Origin of the sequence: Sinorhizobium sp. 22678 (assembly GCF_052044265.1) — a bacterium.
Lineage (GTDB): Bacteria > Pseudomonadota > Alphaproteobacteria > Rhizobiales > Rhizobiaceae > Sinorhizobium > Sinorhizobium meliloti_A.
In genome coordinates this window covers 39,798-59,714 of the sequence record NZ_JBQEMS010000015.1, presented here as the reverse complement: position 1 = coordinate 59,714, position 19,917 = coordinate 39,798, and the positions used below count along the sequence as shown (strand labels likewise).

The 19,917-nt window shown below is 62.6% G+C and carries 20 protein-coding genes; 7 read left to right on the top strand and 13 right to left on the bottom strand.

All coding sequences use genetic code 11. The features are described 5' to 3' along the window. Positions 1 to 21 precede the first annotated feature (21 nt). A complete protein-coding gene (locus ACTJKL_RS21350) occupies positions 22 to 1,911 on the bottom strand; it encodes an ABC-F family ATP-binding cassette domain-containing protein (protein ID WP_338278857.1) in 1,890 nt (629 codons plus the stop codon). A gap of 310 nt (positions 1,912 to 2,221) precedes the next feature. Here ACTJKL_RS21350 and ACTJKL_RS21345 point away from each other — a divergent pair, with 310 nt between their 5' ends. Next, on the top strand, positions 2,222 to 2,503 hold the full coding sequence (locus ACTJKL_RS21345) for a hypothetical protein (protein ID WP_003531620.1): 282 nt from the start codon (positions 2,222 to 2,224) through the stop codon (positions 2,501 to 2,503). A gap of 233 nt (positions 2,504 to 2,736) precedes the next feature. Continuing rightward, positions 2,737 to 5,388, top strand: coding sequence for an AMP-binding protein (locus ACTJKL_RS21340; RefSeq protein WP_440853733.1), 2,652 nt, complete (start codon positions 2,737 to 2,739; stop codon positions 5,386 to 5,388). Here ACTJKL_RS21340 and ACTJKL_RS21335 read toward each other — a convergent pair. Then, a complete protein-coding gene (locus ACTJKL_RS21335; RefSeq protein ID WP_440853732.1) occupies positions 5,329 to 5,841 on the bottom strand; it encodes a DinB family protein in 513 nt (170 codons plus the stop codon). The genes ACTJKL_RS21340 and ACTJKL_RS21335 overlap by 60 nt on opposite strands. A gap of 152 nt (positions 5,842 to 5,993) precedes the next feature. Between ACTJKL_RS21335 and ACTJKL_RS21330 the strand changes: the two genes are divergently transcribed. Beyond that, positions 5,994 to 6,683: a glutathione S-transferase family protein gene (locus tag ACTJKL_RS21330; RefSeq protein ID WP_440853731.1), complete on the top strand. Its 690-nt coding sequence runs from the start codon at positions 5,994 to 5,996 to the stop codon at positions 6,681 to 6,683. Positions 6,684 to 6,785: 102 nt separating this feature from the next. Further along, positions 6,786 to 7,208 carry a nucleoside-diphosphate kinase gene (gene ndk / locus ACTJKL_RS21325; protein ID WP_003531616.1) on the top strand — a complete coding sequence of 141 codons (423 nt, stop codon included), beginning with the start codon at positions 6,786 to 6,788 and terminating at the stop codon, positions 7,206 to 7,208. A gap of 52 nt (positions 7,209 to 7,260) precedes the next feature. On the opposite strand, the gene ACTJKL_RS21320 is transcribed toward ndk, so the two are convergent. Together ACTJKL_RS21320 and ACTJKL_RS21315 are read right to left on the bottom strand one after the other, a co-directional pair. Continuing rightward, the gene (locus tag ACTJKL_RS21320; protein WP_411923202.1) at positions 7,261 to 7,764 is read right to left on the bottom strand and encodes a hypothetical protein; all 504 of its coding nucleotides are present in this window, start codon (positions 7,762 to 7,764) and stop codon (positions 7,261 to 7,263) included. After that, positions 7,761 to 8,321, bottom strand: a complete 561-nt coding sequence (locus tag ACTJKL_RS21315; protein ID WP_411923201.1) for a CGNR zinc finger domain-containing protein — start codon at positions 8,319 to 8,321, stop codon at positions 7,761 to 7,763. Before ACTJKL_RS21315 ends, ACTJKL_RS21320 begins: the two co-directional genes overlap by 4 nt. A gap of 68 nt (positions 8,322 to 8,389) precedes the next feature. Between ACTJKL_RS21315 and ACTJKL_RS21310 the strand changes: the two genes are divergently transcribed. After that, entirely contained in the window at positions 8,390 to 9,286 is an 897-nt protein-coding gene (locus ACTJKL_RS21310; RefSeq protein WP_100672126.1) for a branched-chain amino acid ABC transporter permease, read from the top strand. A gap of 4 nt (positions 9,287 to 9,290) precedes the next feature. Here ACTJKL_RS21310 and ACTJKL_RS21305 read toward each other — a convergent pair whose 3' ends face one another. From ACTJKL_RS21305 to ACTJKL_RS21285, 5 genes are all read right to left on the bottom strand, one after another. Beyond that, positions 9,291 to 9,773 carry a molybdenum cofactor biosynthesis protein MoaE gene (locus ACTJKL_RS21305; protein ID WP_100672127.1) on the bottom strand — a complete coding sequence of 161 codons (483 nt, stop codon included), beginning with the start codon at positions 9,771 to 9,773 and terminating at the stop codon, positions 9,291 to 9,293. A 4-nt stretch (positions 9,774 to 9,777) separates the two neighbouring features. Next, entirely contained in the window at positions 9,778 to 10,038 is a 261-nt protein-coding gene (moaD, locus tag ACTJKL_RS21300; protein ID WP_018094686.1) for a molybdopterin converting factor subunit 1, read from the bottom strand. Next, the gene (pgsA, locus tag ACTJKL_RS21295) at positions 10,035 to 10,622 is read right to left on the bottom strand and encodes a CDP-diacylglycerol--glycerol-3-phosphate 3-phosphatidyltransferase (RefSeq protein WP_003531610.1); all 588 of its coding nucleotides are present in this window, start codon (positions 10,620 to 10,622) and stop codon (positions 10,035 to 10,037) included. Before pgsA ends, moaD begins: the two co-directional genes overlap by 4 nt. Before the next feature lie 234 nt (positions 10,623 to 10,856). Then, positions 10,857 to 12,881 carry an excinuclease ABC subunit UvrC gene (gene uvrC, locus ACTJKL_RS21290; protein WP_100672128.1) on the bottom strand — a complete coding sequence of 675 codons (2,025 nt, stop codon included), beginning with the start codon at positions 12,879 to 12,881 and terminating at the stop codon, positions 10,857 to 10,859. After that, positions 12,878 to 13,642, bottom strand: a complete 765-nt coding sequence (locus ACTJKL_RS21285) for an SDR family oxidoreductase (protein ID WP_338278874.1) — start codon at positions 13,640 to 13,642, stop codon at positions 12,878 to 12,880. Before ACTJKL_RS21285 ends, uvrC begins: the two co-directional genes overlap by 4 nt. Before the next feature lie 362 nt (positions 13,643 to 14,004). Here ACTJKL_RS21285 and ACTJKL_RS21280 point away from each other — a divergent pair, with 362 nt between their 5' ends. Then, positions 14,005 to 14,643 carry an outer membrane protein gene (locus ACTJKL_RS21280; protein WP_018094689.1) on the top strand — a complete coding sequence of 213 codons (639 nt, stop codon included), beginning with the start codon at positions 14,005 to 14,007 and terminating at the stop codon, positions 14,641 to 14,643. A gap of 163 nt (positions 14,644 to 14,806) precedes the next feature. On the opposite strand, the gene ACTJKL_RS21275 is transcribed toward ACTJKL_RS21280, so the two are convergent. Genes ACTJKL_RS21275 through ACTJKL_RS21260 form a run of 4 tightly spaced genes read right to left on the bottom strand, consistent with a single transcriptional unit; the run spans position 14,807 to position 17,590 of the window. After that, entirely contained in the window at positions 14,807 to 15,397 is a 591-nt protein-coding gene (locus tag ACTJKL_RS21275) for a glutathione S-transferase (protein WP_018094690.1), read from the bottom strand. Between the two features lie 14 nt (positions 15,398 to 15,411). Next, positions 15,412 to 16,170 carry a ribonuclease T2 family protein gene (locus tag ACTJKL_RS21270; protein ID WP_440853730.1) on the bottom strand — a complete coding sequence of 253 codons (759 nt, stop codon included), beginning with the start codon at positions 16,168 to 16,170 and terminating at the stop codon, positions 15,412 to 15,414. Positions 16,171 to 16,225: 55 nt separating this feature from the next. Next, a complete protein-coding gene (locus tag ACTJKL_RS21265; protein WP_324763188.1) occupies positions 16,226 to 16,669 on the bottom strand; it encodes a hypothetical protein in 444 nt (147 codons plus the stop codon). A gap of 51 nt (positions 16,670 to 16,720) precedes the next feature. Further along, a complete protein-coding gene (locus ACTJKL_RS21260) occupies positions 16,721 to 17,590 on the bottom strand; it encodes a 23S rRNA (adenine(2030)-N(6))-methyltransferase RlmJ (RefSeq protein WP_440853729.1) in 870 nt (289 codons plus the stop codon). 68 nt (positions 17,591 to 17,658) lie between these two features. On the opposite strand from ACTJKL_RS21260, the gene ACTJKL_RS21255 reads away from it, so the two are divergent. Then, positions 17,659 to 19,791, top strand: coding sequence for a molybdopterin-containing oxidoreductase family protein (locus tag ACTJKL_RS21255; protein WP_440853728.1), 2,133 nt, complete (start codon positions 17,659 to 17,661; stop codon positions 19,789 to 19,791). The last annotated feature ends 126 nt before the right edge of the window (positions 19,792 to 19,917 follow it).

Here is a 19,917-nt window from a genome sequence, read left to right as displayed (position 1 = left end):
GATCGAGAGCAGCCGGGCTGATTATCCCGCCATCGCTTCCTCGTATTCCGCCGACAGCTCCAGCCATTGCTCTTCCGCAGCAGCAAGTTTCTCCACGGCATCGGCGCGTTCCTTGGCGCGCTGAGCCGCTTTTGCCGGGGCCTTCTCGTAAAGCGCTGGATCTGCAAGCTCGGCATCAAGGGCCTGAATCACTTTCTCCAGTTTGGCCGTCAAGGACTCGATCTCATTGATCTTTTTCCTGAGCGGTGCCAGTGAGGCTCGCCTGTCCGCATTGGCCTTTCGCTGGTCTGCCTTGGAGAGCGCCTCATCCGATCCGTTCACCCTGGGCTTGTCGTCCCTGGGCTTCGGCCCGCCGACGATCAGCCCGCGATAGTCCTCGAGGTCGCCGTCGTAGTTCGTGACGGTTCCTTCGCGCACCAGCCACAGCCGGTCGGCCGTCGCTTCGATCAGGTGGCGATCATGCGAAATGAGGATGACCGCGCCGGAGAAGTCGTTGAGGGCGGCGATCAGTGCATTGCGGCTGTCGATGTCGAGATGGTTGGTGGGCTCGTCAAGGATAAGCAGACTTGGCGCCTCGAAGGCGGCAAGACCCATAAGAAGCCGCGCCTTTTCGCCACCGGAGAGATCCTTGGCCGCGGTGTCCATCTTCTCGGTTGCAAGTCCCATCTGCGCCACGCGGGAGCGCACCTTCGCTTCCGGTGCTTCCGGCATGCGGCGGCGGACGTGCTCCACGGCACTCTGCGTCGGCACGAGGTCGTCGAGCTGGTGCTGGGCGAAGAAGCCCACCTTCAGCCCCGGGGCGATCCGCACCTCGCCGCTTTGCGCGGGGAGGCGCCCGGCGATGAACTTCGCAAAGGTGGACTTGCCGTTGCCGTTGGACCCGAGAAGCGCGATCCGGTCGTCCGCATCGATGCGCAGATTGAGCCTCTTCAGGATAGGCTTGCCCGGTTCGTAGCCGACCGCGCCGCCCTGGATGGCGACGATGGGCGAGGCCACCTGCTTCTCCGGGTCCGGAAAGGTGAAGCCCTGGACATGGTCTTCGATCACGGCTGCAACGGTGCCCATCCGCTCCAATGCCTTGATGCGGCTCTGGGCCTGACGGGCCTTGGAAGCCTTGGCCTTGAAGCGATCGATGAAGCTCTGCAGATGCTTGCGGGCCGCCTCGTTCTTGGCTTTCGCCTTCATCTGCAGTTCGTCCGCTTCCGCCTTCTGCCGCTCGAACTGATCGTAGGAGCCGCGGTAGAAGGTGAGCTTCTTCTGATCGAGGTGAACGATCGCGTTCACCGCGGTGTTCAGGAGGTCGCGATCGTGGCTGATGATGATCACGGTGTGCGGATAACGGCGAATATAGTCCTCGAGCCACAGCGTTCCTTCGAGGTCGAGATAGTTGGTCGGCTCGTCGAGGAGCAGCAGATCGGGCTCGGAAAAAAGGACCGCGGCAAGCGCCACGCGCATGCGCCAGCCACCGGAAAAGGAGGAGGCGGGGCGTTTCTGCGCCTCGTGGTCGAAGCCGAGGCCGGCGAGAATGCTTGCCGCGCGCGCTTCCGCCGAGTGGGCGCCGATGTCGGCGAGCCGCGTCTGGATCTCGGCGATCCTGTGCGGGTCGATCGCCGTCTCCGACTCCGCGATGAGCGCGGTGCGTTCCCTGTCGGCGTTGAGCACGATTTCGATCAGAGGCTCTTCCGTCCCCGGCGCTTCCTGTGCGACCTGCCCGATCCGAGCGTTCTTTGGCAAGAAAACACCGCCGGCTTCCGCCGCAAGCTCGCCGGTGATGACCCGAAACAGTGTGGACTTGCCGGCGCCGTTGCGCCCGACGAGCCCGGCCTTCGTGCCCGCCGGAAGCGTCACGGAAGCGTTGTCGATAAGCAGACGGCCCGCAATGCGGGCGGAGAGGCCGGATATCTGGATCATCCGGGCCTTTTGCCCGGACTTTTTCGGGAAGGCAAGAGGCTCGCGCCACTGCTCTCGCGATCGCTCGGATAAGGATGCCGAAGGCATTTTCAAGTAAGGATTGTTATGGATTCATGGACAACGTGTTCCGATAATCAATACTTCCCATCCTCATCATGAGGCCCCACATCTTCGGACGGAGAGCACGAGAATGCTCTTCTGACCCTTTGATCGGACCGGGCGCCATCGGCGAGGCCACCGCGTCCGGAATGGTGCCGATCAAGGCGGTCGCGACGAAACCTTCGTTCAAGCGAACGACCGATCAGGAGTGATGATCATGAGGAACGCAATCCATACTGCTCTCGCCGCCACCCTCGTTGCCACAGCCGTTCTCGGCGGTGCGTCCGCAGCCTTTGCCGGCGGCAGCTATTATCAGGGTGTCAGCGACAAGCCGCTCTACACCGAACGCGCAGCGCGAGCCGGTGACCAGACGGCCGTTCGCCGTGCCGACGGCTCCCTCGACCGTACGTCCACCGGTTCCGTCGGCTATGCTCCGCAGCCGAAGGTCGTTTCCGGCGGTGAAGGCGAATATTACCAGGGCCTCAGCCGCTAAGGTCACAGCCGACGAGTCACGGAGCGGGCGCGGCCTCCCACGCGCCTCTGGCTCCGCCCGAACGAAAGGCCCGGTTCCCCCGAACCGGGTCTTTCGTGCTCCGGGGTGGCCTTTTCAAACGGCGCACTCCGCGCGCAAAACCGTTTCGCACAACGTCCTCTCTCCGCTTCGCCCTTTATACTTGACGATGGGAGTCAGCAATAATATGCCGCCTTGCTAAAATGGAGGTGGTCTTGGGCGGCTCAGGCGAAGTTTCGGTGTCTCCGTTCGGTGTTGCAAGTCTGGCTGCGCGGGGCGATCGGCCGGCGCTGCTTTTGCGCGGCGGGCGGATCGTGAGTTACCGCGAACTTGCCGAGCGCATCGACCGGCTCGCTTCTCGGTGGCGCGGCGATCGCGGCCTGGTCACAATCGAGGCCGATCTTTCCGAACACGCTATCGTTGCTTATCTCGCAGCACTCGAGGCGGGCCACGCGGTCGCCCTGTGCGGCACCGCTTCCATGGTCAAGGATCGCGACGTCTTCAAGCCGGAATATTGCTACCGCCGCTTCGGCGATCGCTGGCGCATGGAGCGGCTGGCGGGAAATGCGATCGCGCCGCATCCCGAACTTGCCGTCCTGCTCTCGACGTCCGGCAGCACCGGGCAGGGAAAATGGGTGCGGCTGTCGCACATGAATATCCAGTCCAATGCGCGATCAATCGCGGAATATCTCGGTTTGACGGAAGCGGACCGAGGCTGCCTCATCCTGCCGCTCCACTATTCCTACGGGCTTTCCGTCCTTAACGCCCACCTCGCCGTGGGCGCGAGCGTCTATATGCCGGGCTGTTCCATCCTCGACGAGGGCTTCCTCGATGAACTTGCGCAGAGCGGCAGCTCCAATTTTGCCGGAGTCCCCTATTCCTACGACCTCCTGGAAATGGCGGGATTCCGGGAGCGGGACTTTCCGGCGCTGCGCTTCATGACTGTGGCCGGCGGACGTTTGGCGCCGGAACTCGTTCGCCGCTACAATGAGCATCTCTCCGCGCGCAACGCGTGCCTTTTCGTGATGTACGGCCAGACAGAGGCAACCGCTCGCATGGCCTATATGCCGCCGGACCGCCTCCGGGGCAGGGAAGACCGGATCGGCATCGCCATCTCGGGCGGCAGCCTGACGATAAAGGACGACGGTGGAAGGATAATCTCCAGCGCCGATCAGCCCGGCGAGCTTGTCTATCGCGGGCCGAACGTGATGATGGGCTACGCGTCGTCACGCGCCGATCTCGCGCGGGGGGCCGAGTTGTCGGAATTGCGGACCGGCGATCTGGCCGTAAGAGATGCGGACGGGCTCTTCCGGATCGTCGGACGAACAAAGCGGATATCGAAGATTGCGGGCCTCCGAATAGGTCACGACAGTCTGGAGGCGGCCCTGGAGCGGCACGGCGTCGCCGCGGCCGTGGTCGGCGGCGACACCGAAATCCATGCCTACTATGTGGGAAACCGCGATCCGGATGAAGTTCGCCGCCTGCTCGTCGAGGCGAGCGGCTTGACCTTGATGCATTTAGGGGCTTCCCGCCTGGACAAGTTGCCGAGATTGACATCCGGCAAGATCGATTACCCGGCCCTTCGCAAGCGGCCGGCCGCGGCGACGTGCGGCAGTTCGGAAGAGGGGGACGTCGAGGCGCTTTTTGCCCAGCTCTTCTATCCGAAGAAGCTTCGACGGGAGGACAGTTTTCTGTCGCTTGGTGGCGATTCACTCCGTTTCGTCCAGCTTTCGATCGGCCTCGAGAGGAGGCTCGGAGAACTGCCGGAGGCCTGGGAAAAGCTCTCGATCGGCGAACTCGCCGCCCTCGGCAGCCGCGAGCGCAAGAGCCGCCGGATCGACGCGGATCTCCTGATCCGGGCGCTGGCGATCCTGCTGGTCGTGGTCCACCACGAGACGCTTTGGCCGATTCCGGGAGGATCGGCTGCCATGGTTATTCTCGCCGGCTTCGGTCTAGCGCGCTTCCAGAGCGGCGCACTGCTCTCCGGCGCGATAGACAAGCTGCTGCGGCCGCTCGTCCAGATTCTCGTCCCCTATTATCTGATCGTGGCGGGCTACACGCTCGCCTGGGGCGAGGTACCCTGGGCGTCGGTCTCTCTCGTCGGGAATTTCGGCTTTGCCGACCCCGGGCGCCACGGCATGGTGCCCTATCTTTACTGGTTCATCGAAGCCTATTGTCAGATGCTGCTGGTGTTTGGCGCTCTGTTTGCCGTTCCGGTCGTTCGGCACGCCGCGGCCAGGAGACCTCTTGCGGTGGGCATGGCGCTGTTCGCCGCGGCCTTCGCTGCCCGGATGGCGTTTCCGCTTCTCGTCGATATCGGCAACCGCCAGATATTCACCCTTCCATGGATCTTCTACATGGCGGTGCTCGGCTGGTGTGCGGCAGTTGCCGAAACGTGGAAAGAACGCTCGATGGTAATGCTGGCAGGAACAGGCGTTTTCCTGTTCCTCGGACTTTATGAGGGCGTCTGGATCGGGACGAAAGTCAAATATCTGCTGCAGATCGTCGTCCTGGCGGCGCTGCTCTTCCTGCCGCGCATTCGCATGCCGCAATGGGGTACGCGGCTGATCCTGCCGCTTTCCGCAGCGGGCTTTCATATCTACATCCTGCACCGCTTCGTGCCGGAATTGCTGTTGCTGCCGATCCGGCCGTTGCTCTCGCCGTTGGCGTTTGCCTTCTGCTCAATCCTGGGGGGCATCGCGCTCGGCATTGCCGCCTGGCTGGGGCAGGGGCAACTTATCGCGTGGCTCGCCGGCGCCCGAGACAGGCGCATCTCGCTTGCCGCGGAGCGCGGCTCCGGCCTCGCGTCAATCGGCCCACTTCTTGCCCTCGGTCCGCAGGAAGAAAACCAGGTCCAGCGTCAGTGAGGGCTGCCTAAGCGCGGTCAAGGTCGCATGCGCCTGGCCGCGATGATGGGTCTGATGATTGAAGAAGTGAGCGAGCGTCCGTGCGAGCCGCTCCGTGACCTCGACCGGATTGGTGAGCGGAGAGTAGGTGAAGTGCCCGGCAAGGCGCGCCTCGTCGAGGCTGTCGACCCAGGCAATGATGCGGTCGTCCTCGGCCGCCCGCGCCGCCGCCAGTCCGGTGAAATCTTCGTGCAGAATGGCGTCGAGTCGCGACGGCGCCTCGCCCTCTTTCGTAAACCGCTTCATCCAGATCCGGTCCGCCGCGAGGATATGGTTCAGCGTCCCGTGCAGCGAGCCGAAGAACGCTCCCTTGTTCTCCCGGTATTCCGAATCCGATAGTTCCGAGACGGCAGCGTAGACACGCCGGTTCGCCCAGCGATTGTAGTCGGCAAACATCCGGTAATGGTCGAGCATCGGCAATCTCCTCGTGTGGTCGGCTCCTCGTGTGGTCGGCAACCTATCGCGAATCCGTATCAGGGTGTCGAATGCTACTGATGAAATTAAGTGATTTGATCCGCAAGCGGTGCTCCCCTTATGTGCCTCGGTAGCGAAATACAGGAGCCTGAATGACACGCAAACTCTATGCACTCTCCGGAACCGACAGGAGCCGCCCCTTTTCGCCGCATGTGTGGAAGACGAAGCTATCGCTCGCGCACAAGGGCCTAGCCTTCGACATCGCGCCCGTCGGCTTCACCGAGATTCCGAGGCTGGAGCAGGGGGCGACGAAGATCGTTCCCCTGCTGCGCGACGGGGAGAAACTCGTCAGCGACAGCTTCGATATCGCTCTCTATCTCGAAGAGGCCTATCCCGATCGTCCCCCGCTGTTTTCCGGCGAAGGCGGAAAGGCCATGGCTCGCTTTGTCGAGGGCTGGTCGCAAACGGTTTTGCCTCCCGCGATCGGACGTATCGCGATCATGGACATTCATGACAGCCTCGATCCGATCGACCGGGCATATTTCCGGGCGAGCCGCGAGGAGCGCTTCGGAAGGCCGCTGGAGGCGGTTGCCGAGGCCGGGCGCGAAGACCTCGAAACCTTCTCGGCGAAGCTCGAACCGCTCCGCCACATGCTGAAGTTTCAGCCGTTCCTCGGCGGCGGCGGGCCGCTCTTTGCCGATTATATCGTCTTTGGCGCGCTGCAATGGGCGCGTATCGCTTCGCCGCGCCGCCTGCTTGCCGCAGGCGACGTCGTCACCGACTGGTTCGAGCGCTGCCTCGACCTTCACGACGGCTTGGGCCGCAGCGTGACAGCGGCGTGAAACTACAGCGCGAGGGGGCGAATCATCGCCGCGCCCCCTTGTTTTGCGCGGAATTGGCGGCTAATGAACCGCCACTTCTCAAGAGCAAGGGAAATTGAGCCAATGGCGATTGAACGTACCTTTTCGATGATCAAGCCGGATGCGACGAAGCGCAACCTGACCGGCGCCATCACCAAGATGCTGGAGGATGCCGGCCTTCGCGTCGTCGCCTCGAAGCGCGTCTGGATGAGCCGCCGCGAAGCCGAAGGCTTCTATGCGGTCCACAAGGAGCGCCCGTTCTTCGGCGAGCTCGTCGAATTCATGTCCTCCGGCCCGACCGTGGTTCAGGTTCTCGAAGGCGAAAACGCCATTGCCAAGAACCGTGAAGTCATGGGCGCTACCAACCCGGCTAACGCCGCCGAGGGCACGATCCGCAAGGTCCACGCTCTTTCGATCGGCGAAAATTCGGTTCATGGTTCCGATGCCCCGGAAACCGCTGCCGAGGAAATCGCCTACTGGTTCTCCGGCACCGAGATCGTCGGCTGAGCGATAAAGCAGGGACGTGATTTTCGAGCCGGGGCGGGGACGCTCCGGCTTTTTACGTCGGGCAAGTGGCGGTCTCGAAGCGCGCCGGCGCCTTGCCGTCCTTGAAGACCTCCGGGTTCTTGTCGTAGGCCGGACCTTCGACAAGGGGCTTCGCCGGCATCACGTCCTGATCGATGTCGGAAATGACAGTCGTCTCCAATCTCTGAAGCGATGTCCCGTCCGGCCCTTTGACCTCGATGGTCACGGCATAGGGTCTCTGCTTCTTCACGCAGGTGATGTCCGGACTTTCCAGCACCACCTTGTTCAGCTTCGGGAAAAGCCGCCGTTCAAGGGTCAGCGGATTGCCGCCGGCAGGGTTTTCGAAGGTTGCGACGACAGTGCTCCCATCCGGGACCGGCTCCGTCTTGTTGAGGGTGACCATATAGGTCGCATAGGCCAGCCGATAGTTGAACACGAACATCTTGCCGGTCAGTTCGAGCGGATCCCTGCCGCTTTCGCGTTGACAGCCGGCAGCGACCGCTGCGGCGAGCAGAGCGGATATCATGGCTCTCTTCATGGCTTCGGTTCCTCTCTGCTGCGGCGATAATGACGCCTGGCCTTCGTGCGGTTGCCGCAAACCGCCATGTCGCACCACGTCCGGCTTCGGTTGCGGCTGCGGTCGAGAAACAGCCACGCGCAGTTGGGACAGATTTTGAGGCGTTCCCTCTCCGGTCCGGCAATGAGACCAAGTGCCGAATGCGCCGTGGCCACATCGAGCGGCGTGCCTTTGCCCGTGGTCGCGGGTTGACGCAGGACGGTGGCGATCGCCTCGAGCAGATCGGCCAGGAGGTCCGGCCGATCCTCAGTCCGCACCAGCGCGCGGAAATGGCGGTCGGTCGCCTCGCGCAGTCCAATGAATACATTTCGACGCTCTGATTTTGCCGGGACGAGCGTGCCGAAACGGCTCCGTTCGGCGCCGTACAGATTTGCGGCCTCGGCGAAGCTGTCGATCGCCGCCGGATCGTCGAAGCGATCGATCCGGCGCTCCGCGTCGAAGCGCAGGACCACGGAATTGGCGACGTCCAGTGCGAGCGCGCCGCCGGAGAATCGATGTGCGGTCCAAGTGAAGCTCATGCGAAAAATCCTAACTGGTAAAAGCTATTTTACCAGTTATAGTACGCTTGTCATCACGCGGATGTGCCATGGCCTATTTCCTGCAGCAGATCGCCAACGCCGTGCCCGTGGCCGCGCTTTATGCGGCGCTCGCCTTCGGATACGCGATCGCCTTTGCCGTCACACGCCGGGCGGATCTGACCTATGGCGCACTCTTCGCCTTTGCAGGGCAAATCTTCGTGCTCTTCGCCGATGTCGGCTGGAGCCGGCTGTGGCTGGTACTGCCGGCGGCGCTCGCGCTGGGGGCGGCAGCGGCGCTCGCATTCGGGCTCGGTGCCGGCCTTGTTGCCGGCCGCTACGTCATGCGGCCCCTGGCTTTTTCCTCCGCCAACGCGGTGGTCGTCGCCTCGCTCGGAAGCCTGCTGGTGTTGATGGAAACAGCCCGGCTCGCCTCCGACACCAGAAGCCTCTGGCTGCCGCCCTTCCTGAACGACGTGGTGGTGTTCTGGCCCAATCCCGCCTTTCCGGTCGCGCTGACGGTCGTACAACTCGTCAATACCGCGCTCATGGTGGCACTTGTCGCCGGCGGCCATTGGCTGTTGACCCGTTCCTACGCCGGCCGCTACTGGCGTGCCGTTTCCGAGGATCGCAAGGCCGCCGCGCTTTGCGGTATCGATCCCGGCGTGGTCTATGTCGCCGCCTACGGCGTGGCGTCGCTGATCGCTTCGTTCTGCGGGATTCTCGCTGCTTCCTATTACGGCAACATGGATTTCGGCACCGGCCTGACCTTCGGGGTCAAGGTCCTGTTCATCGCGGCCATCGGCGGGCAGGCTTCGCCGCTATTCGCGGCACTGGGCGCAGCCGGCATCGGCCTCATGGAGACCTTGTGGAGTGCCTATGGACCCATCCTCTGGCGGGACTTCGCCATATTCGGCTTTCTGGTGATCGTGCTCGCGATCACGCGCCGGGAAAAGATCATTCCATGAACCGCTAGGCGGTGTGAGATCCGCGACGCGTCCAGCGATCGCGTGCCGCGTCGTCCGCATCCTTCGCGCTGACCCAATCGCCTGCGCTGCCGTCGGTGTGATGTTCCTTCTTCCAGAAGGGGGCCGAGGTCTTCAGGAAATCCATGATGAAATTCGCGCCATCGAATGCCGCCTGCCGGTGCGGCGAGGCGGTTACCACCAGGACGATGTTCGCTCCCGGCTCCATGCGGCCGAAGCGATGGATGGCGGTTGCGGCCTGCAGGCCGAAGCGCTCGACCGCTTCCTGGCATATCCGTTCGATCTCCGCCTCCGCCATGCCGGGATAGTGCTCGAGCTCGAGGGCGCCGAGGGCTCCGGCCTCGTCCCGGCACAGCCCCGAAAACGTGACCACCGCACCGATGTCAGTCCGCCCACGGCAAAGCGCCGAGACTTCGGCGGCGATGTCGAAATCGTCGCGCTGGACGCGCACGGTGACCGGGGCAGCCATGATCTCAGCCGCCCGTCATCGGCGGGAAGAGGGCGATCTCGCGGGCGCCGGCGATCGGCTCGCCGTGCTCCACATGTTCCTGGTTGATCGCCGCGCGGATGACGTTCGCGTGCTCGAACACCGCGGCATACTCCTCGCCGCGGGTCCTCAGATGGCCAAGCAGATCGGCGATCGTGACGACATCCTCCGGCAGGTCCAGTGTTTCTTCAGGCCTGCCGATGCGTTCGCGAACCCAGGAGAAATAGACGAGGTTTACCGTGCTCATTCGTTGACCACATGTTTCAGGCCGGCGCGGAAATAGTCGTAGCCGGTATAGAGTGTGATGGCCGCGGCGATCCACAGAAGCAGGATCCCGGCTTCCGTCACATAGGGCACGATCTTGTCACCGGCCGGACCGGCGAGCAGGAACGCGATCGCCACCATCTGGATCGTCGTCTTCCATTTGGCAACCCGCGTCACCGGAACGCTGACCTTGAGAGCTGCAAGATATTCGCGCAGACCGGAAACCAGTATCTCGCGGCAGAGGATGATGATGGCAGCCCAGATCGACCAGCCGGCGATCGTCCCGTCGGCGGCCACGAGCAGCAGGATCGAGGCGACCAGCAGCTTGTCCGCGATCGGGTCGAGCATGCGGCCGATATTGGAGGTCTGCTTCCATATGCGGGCGAGATAGCCGTCGAAAAAGTCGGTGATCGAAGCCGCGACAAAGAGGATAAGCGCGGTCCAGCGCGCGAAGTCCGAGCTGTGAAGCCGTCCTTCGATGAAGAAGCAGAAGACGATCAGCGGCACGATCAGGATGCGGAAATAGGTCAGCAGATTCGGGATGCTATAGGCTATGGGCGTTGGCATGGATTCGGTTTCTCTGGACACGACAGTCCTCATTTCCCGCCATCTGGGGTCTCGGCGCGATCGATTCTAGTGGTCGAAGCGGGATGCGGGCGGAAACGCCGAATGCCTTTCCTCATCCCCTCCGGGTTCAGCTGTACAGAATGACTTTGCGACCATAAGGTCAACAGATCATTGCGTGACGCCTGTCATAATTGGCGGATTTCGCCTGAATGCAGGCTGAACCGCGCCGCGCCGTCATTTGGCGGCGTCTTCGTGGAAATGCTCGTAGACGATACGGGCGACCGTTTCGGAAATGCCGTTTACCGACATCAGGTCGTTAATGCCGGCGCGGGAGACTGCCTTGGCGGTTCCGAAATGGGTGAGGAGCGCGCGTTTGCGTGTCGGGCCTATTCCGGCGATCTCGTCGAGCGGATTCTTGACCATTTCCTTTTTCCGGCGAGCCCGATGCGAGCCGATCGCGAAGCGGTGCGCTTCGTCGCGCAGGCGCTGGATGAAATAGAGGACCGGGTCGCGCGGCGGCAGAGTGAAGCTTTCCCGGCCTTCGGCGAAGAAACGTTCGCGGCCGGCGTCGCGGTCGACGCCCTTGGCCACGCCGATCGCCGTCACGCTATCCTCTATGCCGAGTTCCTTGAGAATCGCACGAACCGCCGTCATCTGCCCTTGGCCGCCATCGATCAGGATGACGTCGGGCCACGCGGGGAAACCGGCATCCTCACCCGGCTCTGCGGACCGATCCGGCTTGCCCTCCTCTTTCAGGAGACGGGAGAAGCGCCGCGTCATGACCTCGCGCATCATGCCGAAATCGTCGCCCGGCGTGATGTCGGTCGATTTGATGTTGAACTTTCGGTACTGGCCTTTGACGAAGCCCTCCGGGCCGGCGACCACCATGCCGCCCACCGCATTGGTGCCCATGATATGCGAGTTGTCGTAGATCTCGATGCGGCGCGGCACGTAAGGGAGTTGGAAGGTTGCGGCAAAACCTTCGAGCAGGCGCCCCTGCGAAGCGGTTTCCGCGAGCTTGCGGCCATGCGCCTCGCGGGCGTTTGCGAGCGCATGCTCGACGAGATCCTTCTTCTCTCCGCGCTGCGGCACGAGGATCGAGACCTTGTAGCCGGATTTCTCGCTGAGCGCCTGTGCAAGCAGTTCCTGTTCCTCGACGGGGGCGCAGAGCAGGACCTGCCGCGGACAGGGCTTGTCGTCGTAAAACTGGGCAAGAAACGCGCTGAGCACCTCGGCGGGGGGAATCGAAGGGTCGGCTTTCGGAAAATAGGCGCGATTGCCCCAGTTCTGCCCCGTCCGGAAGAAGAACACCTGGATGCAGGAGATGCCGCCTTCGTGATGAATGGCGAAGACGTCCGCTTCCTCGACGCCGGCCGGATTGATGCCCTGGTGGCTCTGGACATGGCTCAGCGCGGCCAGCCGGTCGCGGTAAAGCGCGGCACGCTCGAAATCGAGGTTTTCCGAAGCCTCGGCCATGGCGGAGGCAATAGTCGCCTTCACCGCCTGGCTCTTGCCGGAGAGAAAGTCCTTGGCTTCGCTGACCAGTTCCGCGTAGTCCGCATCGCTGATCTCGTTCGTGCACGGCGCGGAACAACGCTTGATCTGGTAGAGCAGACAGGGGCGCGTGCGTGTTTCGAAGACACTGTCCGTGCAGGTTCTGAGAAGAAAGGCGCGTTGCAGCGAATTGATCGTGCGTCCGACTGCTCCGGCCGAGGCGAAGGGGCCGAAATAGTCGCCTTTGCGGCTGCGCGCGCCGCGATGCTTGTAGAGCGCCGGCGCTCGCGTATCGCCGGTGACGACGATATAGGGGAAGGACTTGTCGTCGCGCAGAAGCACGTTGAAGCGGGGGCGCAGGCGCTTGATGAGGTTCGCTTCGAGCAGCAGCGCCTCGATCTCCGTCCGCGTCGTCACGAATTCCATATGTGCGGTCTCGCGAACCATGCGCGCGATGCGGTTCGAGTGGCCGCGCCCCTGCGCATAGTTGCTCACCCGCTTCTTCAAGCTGCGGGCCTTGCCGACATAGAGCACGTCGCCGGCCTCGTTGAGCATCCGGTAGACGCCGGGCCCGTTCGGCAGGCGCTTGACGAAGGCCTGGATGAGTTCGGCTCCCTTGAGGCCCGCCGCTTCCGGCAGGCTCTCCGCCCATCCTATTGCCGGCGCCGGCCGTTCGGGCTCGGTCACTTCGACCAGATCGTCTTCGTCGTCCGTCTCCGTGGCGTCGTAAAGGATGCCGCCATCGGTGGGCGTCTGCCCGTTCATTCCACTATCTCCCGAATATCCGGCGTCTCCCAGGCAAGGTGCTGGCCGCCGTCGAGTGCAATCATCTGTCCGGTAACCGACGGCGTGTCGAAAAGGAAGCGGATCGCACGTCCGAATTCATCGAGCGCCGGACCGCGCCTGAGGATCAGCGCCTCGACCTGGGCCTCGAAATCACGCGGATCCTGTCGCTCGTTCGGCAGCGTCGGCCCGGGTCCGATGCCGTTGACGCGAATGTCGGGGGCGAGCGCCTGGGCCATCGTCTGAGTTGCCGTCCACAGCGCCGACTTCGACAACATATAGGAATAAAAGCGCGGATTTGGAGACCAGACGCGCTGATCGATCACATTGACGATGAGACCGGAGACGTCGGCCGGCCGCTGCAGGGCAAAATCGCGGGCGAGCAGGGAGGGGGCTTTGACATGCAGCGCGAAGTGCCGCTCCCATACCGCTTCGTCGAACTCGGCGAGGCTGTCCTTGTTGAACACCGAGGCATTGTTGACGAGGAGATCCAGCGGACCGAGCAGGGCCGTTGCCTCCGCGATGAGCCTGGAGGCAGCGCCGACTTCGGTAAGATCGGCTCTGAGTGCGACCGCCCTCGCGCCGGTCTTTCCCAGCTTCTCGGCGAGCGCCTCCGCTTCTGCGAACGATCCGTTCGCGTGAATAGCGAGCGCGAAACCGTGCGCCGCCAGATCCTCGACTATTGCCCTGCCGATGCGTCGGGCGCCGCCGGTAACGAGCGCCGCCTTGAGTGTCCTTTTCAACGTTTCGTCCCGTTCTTCGAATCCTGATGCCGAGTGGCAGAAGATATAGACTGGAAACGCTCGCCGAAACTCTCGCCGGAGGATTCATTTCTGAAAAATTAACGCGGAAGCCGTAATTTGCATTAGTTTGTATTGCTATAGTATATCTTTCGTTAATCTTGAATCATGGTTAATAAAACTCCTGTGTCTGCGCTGCAACATCGCTTTTCAGTCGCGTTGCCGCCACTAAAATTTCACATTTTGGCTCTTGAGATTCCTCATTTCCTGATCAATTTCGGGTCAACCGGGCGGGTTAATTACAGATGTCCGGTGTTCCGCCGGGAAACACCTAAAACGGAACGCCGGTTCGAAAGGAGAATAGTATGCGTACGCTCACCACCACCCTCATGGCCTCGGCCATGGCCCTCGTTGCTTTCCAGGCCGCCCACGCCGCTGACGTGGTCGACGAAGTTCCGGCTGCTCCGGCTGCCGAATATACCGAACCGGCGGTGCGCAACTGGTCCGGCGCCTATGTCGGCGGCACCATCGACTGGCACCATGGCGAGGCCGATGCGACCGGCAACAATAAGTCGGTCGGTTTCGGTGGCGGTCTCTATGGCGGCTACAACGTTCAGGACGGCCAGATGGTTTATGGCGGTGAGGCCGACGTAAACTACACCGGCAACGATGCCCGTTCCAGCGGCCGCCGCGTCAAGCAGGGTGTCAACGGCTCGGTCCGCGGTCGCGTCGGTGTCGACCTGAACCCGGTTCTCGTATACGGCACGGCCGGTGTCGCACTCGGCAATGCCAAGCTTTCGACTCCGGCAGGCTCCGACGACAAGACTCTTGTCGGCTGGACCGCAGGTGTCGGCGCCGAAACCTTCGTCACCGACAACATCACCGCGCGTGCTGAATACCGCTACACGGATTACGGCTCCAAGGACTTCCGCGCCGGCGGTTCGACGATCTCGTCCGGCTACGACGAGCACAGCGTCAAACTCGGTATGGGCGTCAAGTTCTGATCCGTCCAACGCGATCGAAAAAGGCCGGGCTAACCCCGGCCTTTTTTGTTTTGAGCCGCATCCTGCGGCGCGCGCCACGAGTCTCCTTCGCCCCGCTTGCGGGGAGAAGGTGGCCGGCAGGCCGGATGAGGGGCGATGCAAGCAAGAGCAAGCTTCGCGATGCTCAAGCCTTGAACTTCGAATAATCCGGGAAGTGCTTCTCGAATTTGGCAGGCCAGTTCTTGAGCTTGGGCCGGCCCTTCTGCCATTCGCCGGCGAAGCGCAGTTCGATGTAGCGCAGCGTGGCAGCGAGTGCGAAATGACCGGCATTGAGCTTCCCTCCGGTCTTGGGCAGGTTTGCTTCGAGGTAGTCGAGGCCCCGTTCCACCTTTTCCCATTGCCGGTCGATCCAGGGCTGGTGCACCTTTTCAGGCGGATGGAAGCGTTTCTCGTAGACGATCGCGAGCAGGCTGTCGCATATGCCGTCGCAAAGTGCCTCGAAGATCTCGATCCGGGTACGCTTCTCGTGATTCTTCGGATAGAGCTTGCCCCCGGTTTCGCGATCGATGAAATGCATGATCGCGCGGCTGTCGTAGATTGCCTGGCCGTCGTCGGTGATCAGCGTCGGAATCTTTCCGAGCGGATTGTTGTCGATCAGCTGCGGCGGATTGGCATTGGTTTCCGTGAGAACGCTTTCCGCCGCGATTCCGGCATGATGAGCCGCCATGCGGACCTTGTTCGAATAGGGGGAGGCGGGCGAGTAGAGTATCTTCATGCGATGTCTTTCCATCATGGTGCTGGAGGCAACGAGACGGTGTCTCGTCTGCAGGCCTGTCGGTCGACTTGAGGGCAAGCCCTGAATTTCAGTTCCTTGTCGAAGCAGATCCTGATTTCTTCGAGTAACCTTCCTTCGCAGGTAACAGCGATCGACTCGCTCGTCATCCCGGAATTCTTCTTCTTGAAGGCCGCTTCGATCGCCTGGACGGAGAGGTTCTCCGCGCCGTCCGCAGCCGTCAATTCCGAGGGAATGGCGAGCCTCTTATGCGCGGCCCGCGTGACCGCGAAATAATCTCTCTGGCTAAGGCCGGAACAGGTGCCGTGCTTGCGCCACTGATGGCCGATAAGGCCCATCGAGGGGATGAGGTCGAAATATTGCCGTCCGAGCGATTCGGGCACGCGATCCGAGTGCCGCGCCCGGCAATATTCCGGATAGCTGCCTTCGTTCTGCGGCCAGAGTCCGTGTACGATCAGGCCATGTCCGCGGCCGGTTTCGCACTGGTCGGACTTGCCTTTCGGATCGTTGGCGTCGCACCAGGTCGGCGACCAGGAGAGGGAAAGCACATAGAAGTCGAACCCAGTGCCGACGGGCACAGGCGCCATTGACGCACGTCTCGCCAAATCATTCGAGGCGTTCGGGGCAGTCTGGCTGCCTTCTTCACCGCTACAGCCGAGAAGCGTGCCAAGGACGACGATTGCCGGCAGCAGGCTGAAAGGCGTCGCATTCGATCGAGTTCGTGAGATGCGCTTCAGCTTTTCGTACCGATGCATGTCGTTGTCCCAAAACCGCTGCGCACTTTTGGGCGACATGCGTTAGGTGCTGCGATCACCGAAGCGAAGCGCAGTTGGCGCCGTAGACATACCATGGGTCGAGACCCCCGACGCAGAACTCGATATTGGACCCGACGCCGGCAAAGCCCCATGGCCGTTCGATCAGATACCACATCGGGCGCCGAACGCCGTCCGTCGTCACCGCGGTCGCGTAGCAATATTCGCGTTCCACCAGATGGGTGTAATCGCGCGGTTCGAAGCGGCTCTGACCCATTTCGCGGATCTCGGCAATGGCGATGTTGGCGCGCAGATAGTTCGCCGCCTTGTAGTCGAAGCGCCGGGTGATGAAACCCAGGACGGAGGGGTTGCCGCAAACGCCGACGTCGTAGGTGTGCCGGGCGACGGGAACTTCCGCAAAGTCTGCGGCGACCGCGCTGCTGGCCACGCCGGCAACGAGGGAAAGCGAGGTGAGAAGCATTGCGGCAAGCTTGCAAGTCATGGCTACCTCCCTGAGTCGTCGTAAGAGATTGAAGCCACAGAACCTTATCCGTCAAGGCCCTCGATCGAGCGGCGCCTCGCCGCGCAGCCAGAAGCAACGCCCCGAAGCGAAACGATCCTGGGCGAGTTGTGTCTTCAGATAGGGTAGGAGAATGTCGAGTTCGCCTTTCAACGTGAAGGGCGGGTTGACGATGACGAGGCCGGATCCCGCGAGTCCCGTGGTAACGCGATCGCTGCGCACCGACAGTTCGGCGCAAAGCGTTTTCGGGATTTCCAAAGCCTTGAGCGACTCGTGAAAATCCCTGATCGGCGCGCCCTTCTTCAGCGGATACCAGAGACAGTAGATGCCGCCGGTGAAGCGGCGGTATGCCTTGGCCAGCCCCTCCACCAGCCGCTCATATTCGCCTTCGGCTTCGAAGGGAGGATCGACGAGAACGAGCCCGCGCTTTTCCTTCGGCGGCAGATGTGCGCCCAGCGCCAGCCAGCCGTCGAGCCGGGTGATGCGGCTCTGGAAATCACCTTCGAAGAGCCGGTGCAGCGCCTCGTGATCCTCCGGATGAAGTTCCATGGCCGACAGCCGGTCCTGCGGGCGAAACAACATGCGAGCGAGCTTCGGCGATCCCGGATAATGCACGAGGCCGCCCTCGGGATTGAGGTCGCGAACGGCGGAAAGATACGGTTCGAGAATGGCGGCGACCGGGGCGGGAAGCTCTGCCTTGATCAGCCTTCCGATGCCCTCGCGCCATTCGCCGGTCTTCTGCGCTTCCTCGCTCGAAAGGTCGTACACGCCGATCCCCGCATGGGTGTCCAGCACGCGGAAGGCCTTGTCCTTCTGCTTCAGATAGGTGACGAGCCGTGCCAGCACCGCGTGCTTCAGGACATCGGCGAAGTTGCCCGCGTGGTAGATGTGCCGGTAGTTCATAAGCGTTGCCGATGGCCGCGATCAATTGTTTCGATGAATGGCGAATGGGGCTTTGAGCGTCCCTGGCCATGCCATATAGAAAAGCCATGAACGTTGCGACCCCTATCAGACAAGAAAAAACCATCGGCCATTCGGTCTGTCCGCACGACTGTCCCTCGGCTTGCGCTCTCGAGGTCGACCTCACCCGCGAGGGCCGGATCGGCCGCGTACGCGGCGCGGCGGAAAACACCTATACGGCGGGGGTGATCTGCGCCAAGGTCGCCCGCTATGCAGAGCGCATCTATCATCCTGGCCGGCTGATGGTGCCGCAACGCCGGCTCGGTGCGAAGGGCGAGGGGCGTTGGCAGGAGATTTCCTGGGAGACGGCCCTGGACGAGATCGCCAACCAGTTCGTCAAAGCCGAGCAGAGACACGGCTCGGAGGCGGTTTGGCCCTATTTCTATGCCGGCACGATGGGGCAGGTGCAGCGCGACTCCATCGAGCGGCTGCGCCACGCCAAGCGCTATTCCGGCTTCTTCGGGTCCATCTGCACCAACATGGCCTGGACCGGCTACACCATGGCGACCGGTACCCTGCGCGGACCGGACCCAAGAGAGATGGCCAAGTCCGATTGCGTCGTGATCTGGGGCACCAATGCGGTTGCGACGCAGGTCAATGTCATGACCCACGCGGTCAAGGCGCGAAAGGAGCGCGGCGCCAAGATCGTCGTCATCGACGTCTACGACAATCCGACTATCAAGCAGGCCGATATGGGGCTGGTCCTGAAGCCGGGCACCGACGCGGCGCTCGCCTGCGCCGTCATGCACGTCGCCTTCCGCGACGGTCATGCGGACCGCGCCTATATGGCTGAATTCGCCGACGATCCCGCGGGGCTCGAAGCGCATCTGAAGACGCGCGGACCGGAATGGGCTTCCGCGATCACCGGGCTTTCGGTGGAGGAGATCGAAGCTTTCGCGAGACTCGTCGGGACGACGGCGCGGACCTATTTCCGTCTCGGCTACGGCTTCACCCGCCAGCGCAACGGTTCCGTCGCGATCCATGCCGCAGCCTCCGTTGCCACGGTGCTCGGCTCCTGGAAGCACGAGGGCGGCGGTGCCTTCCATTCGAACAACGACATTTTCCGGCTGGACAAGCGCGAGCTCGTCGGCAGCACCCTTCACGATCCGGATGTGCGCATGCTCGACCAGTCGCAGATCGGCCGCGTGCTGACCGGAGACGCCGAGGCGCTTCGCAATCGCGGTCCCGTGACGGCATTGCTCATCCAGAACACCAATCCGGTCAATGTCGCGCCGGAGCAGCGGCTGGTGAAGCGCGGCTTTCTGCGCGACGACGTCTTCGTCGCCGTGCACGAGCAATTCATGACGGACACCGCGCAAGTCGCGGACATCGTCCTGCCGGCCACCATGTTCCTCGAGCACGACGACCTTTATCGCGGTGGCGGCCACCAGCATGTTCTGCTCGGGCCGAAAGTCGTCGAGCCGCCGCCGACCGTGCGCACCAATCTTTTCGTCATCGAAGAGCTGGCAAAGCGTCTCGGCGTCGCAGACTGTCCCGGCTTCGGGATGACGGAACGTCAGCATATCGATCGATTGCTCGCCAATTACGGCATCGGCTACGACGAGATGAAGGAACGGAAATGGCTCGATTGCCAGCCGGCTTTCGAGGAGGCGCATTTCCTCAACGGTTTCGCGCATCCGGACGGCAGGTTCCACTTCAAGGCGGATTGGACCGGTACGCCCGCGCCGAACCGGCCACCGGAGGCGATGGGGGCTCAGGGGCCGCACGGTGAACTCCCCGAGTTCCCAGATCATGTCGACCTCATCGAGGTGGCCGACGAGCGGCATCCGTTCCGGCTGGCAACGTCGCCGGCGCGGTCCTTCCTCAATTCCACCTTTGCCGAAACCCCGTCCTCGATCCAGAAGGAAGGCCGGCCGCAAGTCATGATTCATGCGGAGGATGCGGCCGAACTCGGTATCGCCGAGGGCGACGTCGTCAGGCTTGGCAACGGGCGTGGTGAAATTCGCCTGCACGCGAAGATCGGAGGGGGTGCCCGCCGCGGCGTCGTCATCGCCGAAGGGCTTTGGCCCAATGGCGCCCACTTGGACGGGGAGGGGATCAACGTCTTGACCGGTGCCGATGCCGTGGCGCCCTATGGCGGCGCTGCATTCCACGACAATCGGGTCTGGATGCGTCGGACCTGACCGCCGCTCTCCAGATCACGATGATTTTATGTACCCCCTCATCTGCGGGGCGGGAAGAGTTCTTTCAGCCCAAGGACTTGGTCCGGCTGGATCCTTGTGACGAGCACAGGCGATCGAACAAGCGGC

Excerpts from the sequence above, each read along its gene's own strand:
- ACTJKL_RS21335 (WP_440853732.1), bottom strand. The coding sequence starts at position 5,841 with ATGCTCGACCATTACCGGATGTTTGCCGACTACAATCGCTGGGCGAAC.
- ACTJKL_RS21315 (WP_411923201.1), bottom strand. The coding sequence starts at position 8,321 with ATGAGCTTCACTTGGACCGCACATCGATTCTCCGGCGGCGCGCTCGCA.
- ACTJKL_RS21310 (WP_100672126.1), top strand. The coding sequence starts at position 8,390 with ATGGCCTATTTCCTGCAGCAGATCGCCAACGCCGTGCCCGTGGCCGCG.
- ACTJKL_RS21280 (WP_018094689.1), top strand. The coding sequence starts at position 14,005 with ATGCGTACGCTCACCACCACCCTCATGGCCTCGGCCATGGCCCTCGTT.
- ACTJKL_RS21265 (WP_324763188.1), bottom strand. The coding sequence starts at position 16,669 with ATGACTTGCAAGCTTGCCGCAATGCTTCTCACCTCGCTTTCCCTCGTT.
- pgsA (WP_003531610.1), bottom strand. The coding sequence starts at position 10,622 with ATGCCAACGCCCATAGCCTATAGCATCCCGAATCTGCTGACCTATTTC.
- ACTJKL_RS21330 (WP_440853731.1), top strand. The coding sequence starts at position 5,994 with ATGACACGCAAACTCTATGCACTCTCCGGAACCGACAGGAGCCGCCCC.
- ACTJKL_RS21270 (WP_440853730.1), bottom strand. The coding sequence starts at position 16,170 with ATGCATCGGTACGAAAAGCTGAAGCGCATCTCACGAACTCGATCGAAT.
- ACTJKL_RS21320 (WP_411923202.1), bottom strand. The coding sequence starts at position 7,764 with ATGAAGAGAGCCATGATATCCGCTCTGCTCGCCGCAGCGGTCGCTGCC.
- uvrC (WP_100672128.1), bottom strand. The coding sequence starts at position 12,881 with ATGAACGGGCAGACGCCCACCGATGGCGGCATCCTTTACGACGCCACG.
- ACTJKL_RS21260 (WP_440853729.1), bottom strand. The coding sequence starts at position 17,590 with ATGAACTACCGGCACATCTACCACGCGGGCAACTTCGCCGATGTCCTG.
- ACTJKL_RS21275 (WP_018094690.1), bottom strand. The coding sequence starts at position 15,397 with ATGAAGATACTCTACTCGCCCGCCTCCCCCTATTCGAACAAGGTCCGC.
- ACTJKL_RS21345 (WP_003531620.1), top strand. The coding sequence starts at position 2,222 with ATGATCATGAGGAACGCAATCCATACTGCTCTCGCCGCCACCCTCGTT.
- ACTJKL_RS21255 (WP_440853728.1), top strand. The coding sequence starts at position 17,659 with ATGCCATATAGAAAAGCCATGAACGTTGCGACCCCTATCAGACAAGAA.
- moaD (WP_018094686.1), bottom strand. The coding sequence starts at position 10,038 with ATGAGCACGGTAAACCTCGTCTATTTCTCCTGGGTTCGCGAACGCATC.
- ACTJKL_RS21305 (WP_100672127.1), bottom strand. The coding sequence starts at position 9,773 with ATGGCTGCCCCGGTCACCGTGCGCGTCCAGCGCGACGATTTCGACATC.
- ACTJKL_RS21350 (WP_338278857.1), bottom strand. The coding sequence starts at position 1,911 with ATGATCCAGATATCCGGCCTCTCCGCCCGCATTGCGGGCCGTCTGCTT.
- ndk (WP_003531616.1), top strand. The coding sequence starts at position 6,786 with ATGGCGATTGAACGTACCTTTTCGATGATCAAGCCGGATGCGACGAAG.